The 12895-nt window shown below is 41.6% G+C and carries 15 protein-coding genes; 7 read left to right on the forward strand and 8 right to left on the reverse strand.

Going from position 1 to position 12895, the window contains the following annotated elements:
• Positions 1-289: 289 nt before the first annotated feature.
• Positions 290-1645, forward strand: coding sequence for a UDP-N-acetylmuramoyl-tripeptide--D-alanyl-D-alanine ligase (locus tag VE944_RS12915; protein WP_324977577.1), 1356 nt, complete (start codon positions 290-292; stop codon positions 1643-1645).
• Positions 1646-1800: 155 nt separating this feature from the next.
• Here the strand turns inward: VE944_RS12915 and VE944_RS12920 are convergent, their stop codons facing one another.
• The 8 genes from VE944_RS12920 to VE944_RS12955 all read right to left on the reverse strand — a co-directional run bounded on the left by VE944_RS12920 (position 1801) and on the right by VE944_RS12955 (position 8812).
• Complete coding sequence (locus VE944_RS12920) at positions 1801-2136, reverse strand: hypothetical protein (protein WP_324977579.1); 336 nt, start codon at positions 2134-2136, stop codon at positions 1801-1803.
• A gap of 204 nt (positions 2137-2340) precedes the next feature.
• The gene (locus VE944_RS12925) at positions 2341-2742 is read right to left on the reverse strand and encodes a fasciclin domain-containing protein (protein WP_324977581.1); all 402 of its coding nucleotides are present in this window, start codon (positions 2740-2742) and stop codon (positions 2341-2343) included.
• 174 nt (positions 2743-2916) lie between these two features.
• Complete coding sequence (gene trmFO, locus VE944_RS12930) at positions 2917-4233, reverse strand: FADH(2)-oxidizing methylenetetrahydrofolate--tRNA-(uracil(54)-C(5))-methyltransferase TrmFO (RefSeq protein ID WP_324977583.1); 1317 nt, start codon at positions 4231-4233, stop codon at positions 2917-2919.
• 180 nt (positions 4234-4413) lie between these two features.
• Positions 4414-5151 (reverse strand): Uma2 family endonuclease, encoded by a 738-nt coding sequence (locus VE944_RS12935; RefSeq protein WP_324977661.1) that lies wholly within the window; start codon positions 5149-5151, stop codon positions 4414-4416.
• 116 nt (positions 5152-5267) lie between these two features.
• On the reverse strand, positions 5268-6095 hold the full coding sequence (locus VE944_RS12940) for an Rpn family recombination-promoting nuclease/putative transposase (RefSeq protein WP_324977662.1): 828 nt from the start codon (positions 6093-6095) through the stop codon (positions 5268-5270).
• 131 nt (positions 6096-6226) lie between these two features.
• Positions 6227-6997, reverse strand: coding sequence for a 3-methyl-2-oxobutanoate hydroxymethyltransferase (panB, locus tag VE944_RS12945; protein WP_324977585.1), 771 nt, complete (start codon positions 6995-6997; stop codon positions 6227-6229).
• 106 nt (positions 6998-7103) lie between these two features.
• Positions 7104-8207: a ligand-binding sensor domain-containing protein gene (locus VE944_RS12950; RefSeq protein ID WP_324977587.1), complete on the reverse strand. Its 1104-nt coding sequence runs from the start codon at positions 8205-8207 to the stop codon at positions 7104-7106.
• 356 nt (positions 8208-8563) lie between these two features.
• Positions 8564-8812, reverse strand: coding sequence for a hypothetical protein (locus tag VE944_RS12955; protein ID WP_324977589.1), 249 nt, complete (start codon positions 8810-8812; stop codon positions 8564-8566).
• A gap of 204 nt (positions 8813-9016) precedes the next feature.
• Between VE944_RS12955 and VE944_RS12960 the strand changes: the two genes are divergently transcribed.
• The 6 genes from VE944_RS12960 to VE944_RS12985 all read left to right on the forward strand — a co-directional run bounded on the left by VE944_RS12960 (position 9017) and on the right by VE944_RS12985 (position 12821).
• Positions 9017-10447, forward strand: a complete 1431-nt coding sequence (locus VE944_RS12960) for a form I ribulose bisphosphate carboxylase large subunit (RefSeq protein ID WP_324977591.1) — start codon at positions 9017-9019, stop codon at positions 10445-10447.
• 100 nt (positions 10448-10547) lie between these two features.
• On the forward strand, positions 10548-10955 hold the full coding sequence (rcbX, locus tag VE944_RS12965; protein ID WP_190913739.1) for a RuBisCO chaperone RbcX: 408 nt from the start codon (positions 10548-10550) through the stop codon (positions 10953-10955).
• 46 nt (positions 10956-11001) lie between these two features.
• A complete protein-coding gene (locus VE944_RS12970; RefSeq protein ID WP_324977594.1) occupies positions 11002-11340 on the forward strand; it encodes a ribulose bisphosphate carboxylase small subunit in 339 nt (112 codons plus the stop codon).
• 190 nt (positions 11341-11530) lie between these two features.
• Positions 11531-12154 (forward strand): GDSL-type esterase/lipase family protein, encoded by a 624-nt coding sequence (locus tag VE944_RS12975; RefSeq protein WP_324977596.1) that lies wholly within the window; start codon positions 11531-11533, stop codon positions 12152-12154.
• 60 nt (positions 12155-12214) lie between these two features.
• On the forward strand, positions 12215-12442 hold the full coding sequence (locus tag VE944_RS12980; RefSeq protein ID WP_324977598.1) for a type II toxin-antitoxin system Phd/YefM family antitoxin: 228 nt from the start codon (positions 12215-12217) through the stop codon (positions 12440-12442).
• 130 nt (positions 12443-12572) lie between these two features.
• The gene (locus VE944_RS12985) at positions 12573-12821 is read left to right on the forward strand and encodes a type II toxin-antitoxin system VapC family toxin (protein ID WP_324977664.1); all 249 of its coding nucleotides are present in this window, start codon (positions 12573-12575) and stop codon (positions 12819-12821) included.
• The last annotated feature ends 74 nt before the right edge of the window (positions 12822-12895 follow it).

The following is a 12895-nucleotide window of genomic DNA, read 5'->3' on the forward strand; positions in this document are numbered from 1 at the left end:
TGCTTCACCAGAAGGCAAAATTAGAAGACAAGGAAATTTTATTATTTCCTACTAATCTAGACCCTAATGAACTCTCAAACTCTTTTAACTAAAATGGGTTGAGTAGACTATTTTTCAGACATCTTGGCAACAAATGAATTAACTAGAGAGGCGTACCTATATAAGTACGCCTTTATTTGAATAGCCAAAAAAACTCTTTTTCAAGAATCGCAAATCTTGTGGTTCAATGCAGTATTATGTCATAATTATTCGATTTTATAATTTTGAACAATAAAATTGTAAATTACTTATGCATTGTTCTGCCACCCTAAATCAACTGGTTGAAGTTCTTTTGGCCAGTTCTGTAAACTTATCTGAAAATGCTTTAAAACAAATTAGTTACGGTATACAAACAGATAGCCGTACCCTGAAGCCGGGTGAAGTATTTCTAGCTTTACGAGGCGATAAGTTTGATGGACACGAATTTGTACAAACTGCGATCGCAAAGGGTGCAATAACTGCAATTGTGGATTTTGAATACGAAAATCCGGGACTTCCTGTCTTACAAGTAAAAGACACCCTCAAAGCATATCAGAAAGTTGGCAGATGGTGGCGCGATCGCTTTAACATCCCTGTAATTGGTGTAACAGGTTCTGTAGGTAAAACTACAACTAAAGAATTAATTGCGGCAGTTTTAGGAACAAAGGGGCGAGTTCACAAAACTTTTGGAAATTACAATAACGAAATCGGTGTCCCGAAAACTCTCCTAGAACTTGGTGCAGAAAATGACTACGCCGTGATTGAAATGGCGATGCGGGGTAGGGGACAAATTGCCGAACTGACGCAAATAGCACGTCCAACAATTGGAGTGATTACCAATGTGGGGACGGCACATATTGAATTACTAGGTTCGGAAGAAGCGATCGCTGAGGCAAAATGTGAGTTATTAGCCGAAATGTCTGCTGATAGTGTGGCAATTCTCAACCACGACAATGCTTTATTAATGGCCACAGCAGCAAAATTTTGGCACGGAGAAGTTTTAACTTATGGCTTTTCTGGTGGGGATATCCAAGGGCAATTAATTGATAACGACACTGTAGAAGTTGCCGGAATCCAACTACCTCTACCTTTACCTGGTCGTCACAATGCAACAAATTTCTTGGCAGCTTTAGCGGTGGCAAAGGTGTTGGGAATCGATTGGGCAAACCTCAAAGCAGGTGTAATAGTGGATATGCCCACAGGGCGATCGCAGCGATTTACCTTACCAAACGATGTGGTAATCTTAGATGAAACTTATAATGCTGCACCAGAAGCTATGATAGCAGCATTGCAATTATTGGCAGACACACCCGGAAAACGGAAGATTGCTGTATTAGGTGCAATGAAAGAATTGGGAGAGCGATCGCAGCAGTTGCACCAGCAAGTGGGAGAAACAGTGAAAAATTTGAATTTAGACGGCTTGTTGGTTTTGGTAGATGGACAAGATGCCGAAGCGATCGCTATTAGTGCCGAAGGTATCCCATCGGAGTGCTTTGCAACTCATGCTGATTTAGTAGCTAGATTAAAGACATTTGTGCAAGCAGGCGATCGTTTATTATTCAAAGCCGCTCATTCCGTGGGACTAGATCAGGTAGTCAATCAGTTACGTGCAGAATTTTCCAGATGATACCGCTAGAAACCCAACGTCTCATATTGCGAGACTTTGTAGAATCAGATTGGCAAGCGGTTCATCATGACTTTTGACCCTAATAGCGACAACCGAAGAACCGTCTACGCACTAACGAGTTGCAGAAGTAGTGCTATCAAGACTATGTGTAGATTTCAGGCGTTGTTGGAAAGACTAGGGTTATTACTGTAGCGTCTTTGAAAAAGAATTGCTGCTAAATTCGTCACTAAACAGGTGATTGCTAGCCACAGCAAGATATAAGTAGGAGCCATCACCACGCCAATCTGAAACCAAGTATATACGTGCAATATCATTACAGAAGCGAAAAAGCTAGCAATTCCCGCAGATTGCCACACTTGATACGATGGGCGACGTAAGGCTACCAGGCTGATCGTTAAAATTGTGACAAGTAAGTTCGCTGGTACGAGAAATGCACAAATACTAATGCAGTTGCCACGAGAGAACTCAGCTATAGTGTTTAAATCGAGCATTAATTTGTTGGGATAGGTGTTAGCGTTTTAAGAATTTATTGTATTTTAAAATAACGAAATCAAAATTAATAAATATATGAGTGAGTAATCACATTGCAAATATAACATAAATTAAACTATTGAGTTGCGTTTTGATACTCCCAATAGTTAGTTAATTATAAAGATTTTGGATAAGTAGGGTGGAAAATAACCACCCTAGCTGAATTAACCCGGTAAAATCACCGTATTGATAACGTGTACCACACCATTATCAGCTTCGATATCTGCTGCTAAAACTGTGGCATTTTTAACTTCAAAACCATCAGAAGAACTAATTTTAATGGGTGAACCTTCCACAGAATTAACCGTACCGAGTTCTGCCAAATCAGCCTTTAGCAGCTTTCCTGGCACGACATGATACTTTAATATCCGCGTTAACTGGGGAATATTCTGTAACAAAGTTTGGATAGTTCCCGGCGGTAACTTGGCAAAAGCATCGTCATTTGGTGCAAAGACAGTGAACGGCCCAGGACTTTTTAATGTTTCTACTAAACCCGCAGCTTGTACAGCTGCCACCAGTGTTTTAAAAGACCCAGCCGTAACTGCAATATCAACAATATCAGCCATATATCTTACCTAGAATCTCTGCAAAAGATTTTAAAGGATAATAAACCTATTTGAAGTTTTATTAAACAAAATAAATTTAAAATCAGGCGTTAAAGAAGAGGCAGGGGAGCAGGGGGGACAAGAGGTGAGAACTTGCAACAAGTTTTCTTCCCAATACCCCATGCCCAATGCCCATTAATTATGATTAACTTTCCAGTTTGCTAAATCAGTTAAAGAGCGATCGCGGTAACGTCCATAACGCTCCTGCTTACTTTTGATTTTCGCACCCAGTTCGGGAAAAATCCCAAAGTTGGGCGGCATTGGTTGGAAATGCTTTGGCGAAGCGGAACTAATAAATTCCAATAACGCACCCATCATTGTTGTTGGTGGTAAAACCAAAGCATCTTTACCCAAGGCTAGCCGCGCTGCATTAATTCCCGCCAAGCAGCCACCCGCAGCCGCAGCAGTGTAGCCTTCAGTACCAATCAACTGTCCAGCAGCTAACAATGTTGGACGCTCTTTAAATTGCAGAGTTGGATGCATTAGCTGAGGAGCATTAATAAAAGTATTGCGGTGCATTACTCCCAATCGCACAAACTCGGCCTTTTCCAAACTGGGAATTAGCTGAAATATTCGCTTTTGCTCACCCCAGCGCAGGTTAGTTTGGAATCCTACCATATTCCACAGTTGACCGGCTTTATCTTCTTGTCGTAACTGCACCACAGCATAAGGACGTTCCCCGGTGCGAGTATCTGACAATCCCACTGGCTTTAGAGGGCCGTAGCGCATGGTATCTTCCCCACGCTGTGCTAGTTCTTCAATGGGTAAACAAGCTTCAAAAAATTTCGCCGTTTCCCGTTCAAAACCCTTGAGTTCTGTTTGTTCCGCTTTACAAAGTTCTTCTCGAAACCTTAAATACTGCTCTTTATTCATTGGGCAGTTGAGATAAGCTGCTTCGCCTTTGTCATAACGTGATGCCATAAAAGCAACGTCACGGTTAATCGATTCTCCTACAATAATCGGACTAGCCGCATCAAAAAAGCTGAGGTATTCCATCCCCGTAAAGCGCTGCAAATCCTCCGCTAAGTCGCGACTCGTTAAAGGCCCAGTTGCCAAAACCACAATTCCTTCAGGAATCGCAGACACTTCACCCCGGCGAAATTCAATTAAAGGATGATGTGCTAAAGTTTGAGTCAAATCTTGGCCAAATTGTCCTCTGTCTACCGCTAGCGCCCCACCAGCAGGTACGGCGTGTTCATCAGCTTTCGAGATGACAATAGAGCCAAGTTGGCGTAACTCTTCGTGCAATAATCCAGCTGCGCGATCGCTTGCCATTGCTCCAAAGGAATTACTACACACTAATTCTGCCAAATGTTCTGTATGATGAGCAGGGCTGAAGCGTTTTGGACGCATTTCATGGAGAATTACCGGTACTCCAGCTTGGGCTATTTGCCACGCTGCTTCTGTCCCAGCTAGTCCACCTCCAATTACTTGTATCGGTTGTTGTTCCATAGTTATATTTTTAGTTCCCTTATCATAAGTATCCATCAGCATCACAGAAGTAAAATTAAATAAAAAGTCATGCTGACTATATAATCAGCGTAAAACATGGTGGAGCAACAACACTAGATAATCTTTGCTATGCCTGGATTTTTCGTAACTTTGAAACAAGAATTGATTTGGAGTCAACAATTATAAATTATCTGTATCAATTCCTTTTTCTCTGAGTTTCGCTAACAATTCTTGATAGCGATCGCGCTCTTTTTCTAATTCTTGTGAAGCCGCTTTTAATTCTTGTAAAGCCGCTTCCTTTGCTTGACGTTCCCCTTCTGCGCGTTGGCGTTCTTGTTGCCGTAACTGGTCAATTTCTAAGGGGCTTAAAAACTTTTGTCCGGTGGGAGAAACAATTTCCAGGGTATCTGGTGTCAGTGTAAAACGGATTCCCAAACGCGGACTTACCCAGCCATTCATCTCTTCGATAACTTCAAAACTATCCCCAGAACTGAGTAAGCCATTTAAATCGTTCTTATCAGGATCATAAATATAATATTCTTCCACGCCATAACGTTGGTAAAACTGCAATTTTTTAGTCATTTCTTTGAGGGTATTACCTGGCGATAGAATTTCAAATACTACCTGTGGAGGTATATTCTCTTCATTCCATTGTAAATAGGAACTCCGTTTTCCTTTTGGTCTGCCAAAGACTACCATCGTATCAGGCGCTTGTTTAATATTAGGGTTTCCTTGAACTGGATACCAAAACAAATCTCCGGCGATAAATACATCAGGTTGTAATGCAAATAGGATTTCTAAATTTTCTTTAATTTTGACAATCCATGCAAATTGTTCTGTATTATCCGCCATTGGCTGTCCGTCCCTTTCTGGGTAGATGACTTCGATGGTGGTTTCTGGTGTAACTTGTTGTACCATTGCTGCACCTTCAAGTATGGGGTTTTTAGCTGAGATTTCTAGTTGAGATAGCGATCGCGTTAATCTAAAATGCTTAGATGCAAAAAGGCTTGTCGCCAAACATCGCTTGTCTGAATTTATTCATTTAGAGGCGTTTGCTGTATTGCTTGCTGGACTTGTGCAACATCCAAATCTAACGCCTGTGATATCTGTTCCGCACTTAAACCTAGTGCTAGCAGTTTAGGTACAGCTTCTAACTTTGCCTCAAAACGACCTTCTTGTTTACCTTCTTCCTTGCCTTCTTGTTTACCTTCTTGTTTAGCTTCTTGATAAACCCGTGTTTGCTTCAACTCACTTAACCCAAACATCGCTTCTATCTCCTCTCGACTTATGTTAGGCAATTTATAAACTAAGATTGTCTCTATTAATTCTAGTAATTGTTTTTGTGGTAGTTGCAGATTTACCGCTTGTTTAGTACGGTTAATTAGTTCTCTGGCCGTAATAATAGTTGTATCTTCATTTTCAATTACTAATTTTAAGGTAGCAATGCCTATTGGTAGTGATGCAGCTTCGCCTAATTCATCCAAGTAAATTATACTAATACGATTGCTGTTGAAGAATTCGTGGCAATCTTGTCGTTCACCAGTATCTATATTCCTTCTGGGATAAATCACCACTCCTCGCCAAGAATTTTTAGATTTTTTTTGCCGCAAATAGAGAAATACTTCTGAAACTAGGCGCAAATAAATATCTGAGTCTGGTTGAAATTGAACTTCAACGAAATAAATCAGATTTTCTTCGTCTTGAGTGGGAAGAAATACACCATCTATTCTAAAGGCAGTTTGTTTGATTTCAACTGAAGAGAATTGATAGGTATTTGCAGTTTCAGGAGGATTCCCAATGAGTTCAAAGAAGATACTGGGAAATTCTTGAAATAAACGATAAAATATGCTGTCAGTTTTCACTCTGGATGTTAAGGCACAATTTTGAACTTCAGCAAGTTTATAATGTGCTGCTCTCTGATTGCATAAATTATCCCAGATGGAAAAGTAGCTATTTGGCAGCTTCTTGTATTTTTTGATCGTAAATTCCATACTTATGGAAATTTCCGATCGCGCACTTCCACGGCATAATCTTGCACGGCTTTGGTAATCGTTTCTCGCAAGTTTGTATAAACTTTGGCAAATGGTGGATGCTTGTCGGTAAGTCCGATTACATCTGAGGTAACTAAAACCTGTCCATCGCAGTGAGTTCCTGCACCGATACCAATTGTCGGAATTGTGAGTTTTTGTGTAATCTGCATTGCTAAATCTGCGGGGATATGCTCTAAAACAAGAGAAAATACACCAGCTTGTTCCAGAGCGATCGCTTCAAGTAAAATCCTCTCACTCGCTTCTTGAGTTTTCCCTTGTTGTCGCAAACCGAGTTGATGTACTGATTGCGGTGTCAAACCGACATGACCCATTACCGGAATTCCAGCTTGAACCAAACGAGCGATAGTTTCTGCGATCGCTGGATAGCCACCTTCCAATTTTACCGCTTGAGCGCCCGTTTCCTTGAGTACCCGCCCAGCTGAGTGCATCGCTTGCTGAAGACTTTCTTGATACGTCAAAAATGGTAAATCTACCACAACTAATGCGCGTTTAACCCCACGGCGCACAGATTTGGCGTGGTAGATCATCTCATCCAAAGTTATCGGCAGTGTTGTTTCATACCCTAGAACTACTGCCATAGAGTCACCCACAAGGATTAAGTCTACACCAGCTGCATCGATGAGTTGAGCGATCGCATAATCCCAGGCCGTCAAAGCTACAATTGAACGTCCCTGTTGTTTCCATTGAATTAATTGCTGGGTAGTGATTGCCATTTTTCTAGGTGGGGAGTAGGGAGTAGGGAGTAGGGAGTAGGGAGTGGGGATTAGGGATTGGGGAATTTCACCACTCCCCACTCACCAATCCCCACTCCCTATTTCCTCATTTAACAGCGTGACTGAAAGCAATATGGGGTTTTGCACTGTCGGTTTTAGGCATTAACCAAGCTAGACCTTCACTAGTGCCAATCCATAATTTATTAGCGATGTCAGGTGCAAGGGCAAGAACCCGACTAGAAGGAAGTCCAGCAACTTCTGCATCTAACACAGCTCCTGTATTTGGATTTAATCGTAACAAACCATTGTTAGTCCCAACCCAGACACTACCATCTTTAGCAAAACGTACCGCACTCACGTCACGCCCACGCAGGCGAGTTACAGAACGCAACACTGCACCAGTTTTTGGGTTAATAACTAGCAAATTATTTGGCATCCCCGCCCAAATTAATCCTTCTGGACTTATAGCTAAAGCTTGGACAGTCGTCCCTGGTAAATCCGCTATCCGCTTCATAATCGCAGCACTAGCAGTATTTACCCGTACCAATCCATCAAGTGTACCAACCCACAGTTGACCTTCAGCATCTAAAGTCATGGTGTTAGCGCTGACACCAGGCAGATTTTTTAATGTTGTCATAATCAAGCCTTGGTCGGGACTAATTAGGGCTAAACCGCTATCGGTTCCAGTCCACAAATAACCCCGTTTGTCAACTAACAATGACAACACCCGTTTGGAAGGCAGAAATAAATTCTGCGCGGTGATTTCACTAGTACGGGGGTCTACTCGGAACAGTCCATCATAACTTCCTACCCACAAACGTCCTACTTTATCTTGGGCTAAAGCACCAATAGCAACATTTGGTAAACTAACACGAGAAATAATCTTGCCGGTTTTAGGATCAATCCGCGATAGTCCTCGCCAAGAACCTACCCAAAGATTGCCAGTAATATCTCCCAGTAAGTTACCGACACGATAATCAGTTTTTGGCGAATTTTCTTGCACTCCTCGCTCATCGGGCAAAAGTTCTACTCGCGGTGGCGGTGCAGAAGATGGGTAAGCAGGAGTTACATCAGATGAATTAATATCAGGGGTTTTTTGTGCCCATCCTATACTTGGCACTATCAACCCCAGCAAGATAGAAGTAGTCAATAAACTAGTACGCTTGCAAAACAATACCACGGTGACATTTCCTTTGGAGACAGTACCCATAGCCGTTACCTAAACTGGCTTTGGGTTAGTTCCAGTGTTCCCTTAGTCAGGATTTTTTAAACATTGGGGATTGGGGAATAGGGAATAGAGACTAGGGAATAGGAAATAAATATTTAGAATACTTTCTTATTACCCAGTCCCTAATACTCATTCCCCAGTCCCCAAACACTATTGATGACACCTTGTAAAGCATCTGTAACAAAATGTTAAATCTTTATGTAATAACAAAATTAAATATATAAGTTAAAAACTTTCAAAGAATAACTTATCGAATTATTGATATATTGTGGAATAAGTTACAAATTACGTGGTGTGCAATTTTTTATCTTTACGCTCACGACTCTGCTAAATCTCTGTCAAGTAAATTCTTTTCTAGTATCTTTTCCATCAACGGAAAAGATATAGGGAGTGTAGAGGCGGGAATGTGTGCCAGCCAGCCCAATCCCCTGAATATCCCGATTTGTAGGGGAATTATCTAAATCAAGCCGCAAAAAGCGGAAGTTTTGGTGAAATTGAGAAGGTTTAGTTGGGTGCGAAGAAGAGGTAAAAAAGAATTTTGATTCGTAGGAAGAGGAAACAGTAGAAGCGCTAAGTCGTGTACCCATAGAATGGGATAACACTGGTGAGGAGGGCTACCACCGCTACCAAAGTGTCAGCCGCAAAAAAACTGCTACCCTTTGCCAAAAACAACCCTTAACAAAAATTTTTACCGTTCTTTTCTCCGATGAAGGGGGAAAAATCGGGTGAGGGGAAGTTGCACAAAACGTGATTTGATAATTAACAAGAGTGATTTCAGGGAAGGATAAAATATGTCTTACGCTCAAACGAAGACTCAGAGCAAATCTGGGTATCAAGCCGGGGTTAAAGATTACAGATTAACTTATTACACACCCGATTACACACCAAAAGATACCGATCTTCTAGCTGCGTTCCGCATGACACCCCAGCCTGGTGTTCCTCCCGAAGAAGCAGGTGCGGCTGTAGCGGCTGAGTCTTCCACAGGTACTTGGACAACTGTGTGGACAGACTTGCTCACCGACCTCGATCGCTACAAAGGTCGTTGCTACGATATCGAACCAGTTCCCGGTGAAGACAACCAATATATTGCCTACGTTGCCTATCCTTTGGACTTGTTTGAAGAAGGTTCTGTAACCAACGTATTAACCTCAATTGTAGGTAACGTATTTGGTTTCAAAGCTCTGCGGGCACTGCGTCTAGAAGATATTCGCTTTCCAGTAGCTTACATCAAGACCTTCCAAGGGCCTCCTCACGGTATCCAAGTTGAGCGCGACAAGTTAAACAAATACGGTCGTCCTTTGCTGGGTTGTACCATTAAGCCCAAATTGGGTCTTTCTGCTAAGAACTACGGACGCGCTGTATACGAGTGCTTACGCGGTGGTTTGGACTTCACCAAAGACGACGAAAACATCAACTCGGCACCATTCCAAAGATGGCGCGATCGCTTCTTGTTCGTTGCTGAAGCTATCACCAAAGCTCAAGCAGAAACCGGTGAAATCAAAGGTCACTACCTAAACGTGACCGCTCCTACCTGTGAAGAAATGCTGAAACGGGCTGAGTACGCTAAAGAACTCAAACAGCCCATCATCATGCATGATTACCTAACCGCAGGTTTCACCGCCAATACCACATTGGCTCGTTGGTGCCGCGATAACGGTATCTTGCTACACATTCACCGTGCTATGCACGCTGTAATTGACCGTCAAAAGAACCACGGTATCCACTTCCGTGTATTGGCTAAAGCCCTACGTTTGTCTGGTGGTGACCACATCCACACCGGTACAGTAGTAGGTAAGTTGGAAGGTGAGCGCGGCATCACAATGGGCTTCGTTGACCTATTGCGTGAAAACTACATTGAGCAAGACAAGTCTCGTGGTATTTACTTTACCCAAGACTGGGCTTCTCTACCTGGTGTAATGGCAGTTGCTTCTGGTGGTATCCACGTATGGCACATGCCTGCACTGGTAGAAATCTTTGGTGATGACTCCGTACTACAATTCGGTGGTGGTACTCTGGGACATCCTTGGGGTAACGCTCCTGGTGCAACAGCTAACCGCGTCGCCTTGGAAGCCGTTGTTCAAGCTCGTAACGAAGGCCGCAACTTGGCTCGTGAAGGTAACGATATCATCCGCGAAGCTGCCAAGTGGTCTCCTGAACTAGCTGTTGCTTGCGAACTGTGGAAAGAAATCAAGTTCGAGTTTGAAGCAATGGATACCGTCTGATCTGAGTTAACGGTTAAGAGTTAAGAGTTAAGAGTTAGGATTTGCATTAATTCATAACTCATAACTCATAACTCATAACTCTTCAGGGCTGGGGTCAAGCATGAATCTTAAGCAAATTGCGAAGGACACAGCCAAGACTCTCCAAAGCTACCTGACTTATCAGGCTCTAAGGACAGTATTGGCACAGCTAGGCGAAACGAATCCTCCGTTAGAACTTTGGCTGCATAACTTTTCTGCTGGCAAAATTCAGAATGGTGAATCATACATTGAGCAACTGTTGCGAGAGAAACCAGATTTGGCTTTGCGAATCATGACTGTCAGAGAACACATTGCGGAAGAAATCATCGAATTTTTACCGGAAATGGTTCGCACTGGCATTCAGCAATCCAATATGGAGCAGCGTCGCCAGCATTTAGAACGCATCACACGAATAGACACATCTAGCCCCAGTCTGCAACCAGAACAGCAAACAACTTCAGATCCGAATTTAGATAACTTATCTAATTAGTTCGGTCAACCTAGTAGTCAAAATCGCAACCCATTATCAAAAAGCTATGCAAACTTTACCAAAAGAGCGTCGTTACGAAACCCTTTCTTATCTGCCACCTCTGACTGATGCTCAAATTGCCAAGCAGATTCAGTACATTTTGAATCAAGGTTATATTCCAGCAATCGAGTTTAACGAAACTTCTGAGCCAACAGAATTATATTGGACAATGTGGAAGTTGCCTTTGTTCGGTGCTAAATCTACTCAAGAAGTATTGAGCGAAGTTCAAGGATGCCGTTCTCAATTCAGCACCAGCTATATCCGTGTTGTGGGTTTTGACAACATCAAGCAGTGCCAAATTCTCAGCTTTCTTGTTCACAAACCCAACAAAACCAACAGATACTAAGGCTAGCGTTGCTCTAAGTAATTAGTTGATTATAAATAGGAGAGGTAGAATTATCTGCCTCTCCTATTTACTAGGTTTGTTTTTAAACGCAAAGGAACGCATTCGCAAAGCGTCTCGTAGAGAAGGAAAACGCAGAGAATAACTTGAGCACCCCTTTGTGTAAACCTCTGCTTTTTTTTAAATATAATAAATGGAATTACAGCATCTGCCGGAAGTAAGAATTTGTTTTGTTGGTGACTCCTTCGTTAACGGTACTGGCGATCAAGAATGTCTTGGTTGGACAGGGAGAGTATGTGCTAATGCTAATAAAAAAGGTTATGAGATTACCTACTATAATTTAGGAATTAGGCGTGATACGAGTACTGATATATCAAAGCGTTGGTTACAGGAAGTATTACTGCGATTACCCAAAGAATATGATGGCAGAGTTGTGTTTTCTTTTGGATTGAATGACACAACATTAGAAAATGGTAAAACTCGCGTGGATTTGCCAGATTCTATCAAAAATGCCTATGAAATTTTAAGTGAAGCTCAGAAGTTATATCCTGTTTTGATGGTTGGTCTAGCACCCTACGCAAAAGAAGAACCTCAAAGAAAGCAGATAACTATAGATTTATCCAAACAATATACTTTGATTTGTAAGGAATTAAATATACCTTATTTAAACATTTTTCCGATATTAGAAAAATCAAACATCTGGATTAATGAAGCAAGAGCTAATGATGGTGTTCATCCTAGAGCAGGCGGTTATGCAGAATTTGCTCAAACCGTGGAAAATTGGGACGCTTGGTTAAATTGGTTTCCTCTCACTTAATCGAACATTCAAAGTTAGGATGGTGGTAGCACCTTATTTTTATATCTAAAGGTAGTTATTATGCAGCAAATTAATTTAGCTGAAGCATCTCAAAACTTACCCGACTTAATTGAAGCAGCACTCAGTGGTGAGGAAATTATTATCATCAAAGATAATCAACCGTTGGTGAAGTTGACTCCTGTGCCGCAATTTAAACGCCGCCGTCAATCTGGAAGTGCAAAGGGTTTAATTACAATATCTGATGACTTTGATGAACCACTGGAAGATTTTAAGGAATATATGGAATGATATTACTGTTGGATACACATACTTTTATTTGGTATGTGACTGACAATTCAAGACTTAGTAATCAAGTACTAGAGTTCATCAATGATGAGAATAATGAGAGCTAAGTATAGCTAGTCTATGGGAAATTGCTATTAAGCAAAATTTAGGGAAGCTTAGTTTTAATCAGCCATTTGATAAATTTATCACACAGCAACTCAACCTCAACGATTTTAGGTTACTCGATATCAAAATTAGCCATATTACTGTTGTTGCCACACTACCTTTACATCACTGTGACCCATTTGACCGAATTTTAATTGCACAAGCACTCGCAGAAAATATATCTATACTGAGTGCTGATAAAATTTTTGATGCATATCCAATAAGACGTTTATGGTAGGTGGCGTTGCTTTTCTACCAAAAGATAAATAAACAGTCATCACCAAAAAAACTTAACATTACTTTAAGCAGTGC

The sequence above is a fragment of the Nostoc sp. genome, assembly GCF_035638895.1.
In the GTDB taxonomy this organism is placed as follows: Bacteria; Cyanobacteriota; Cyanobacteriia; order Cyanobacteriales; family Nostocaceae; genus Nostoc.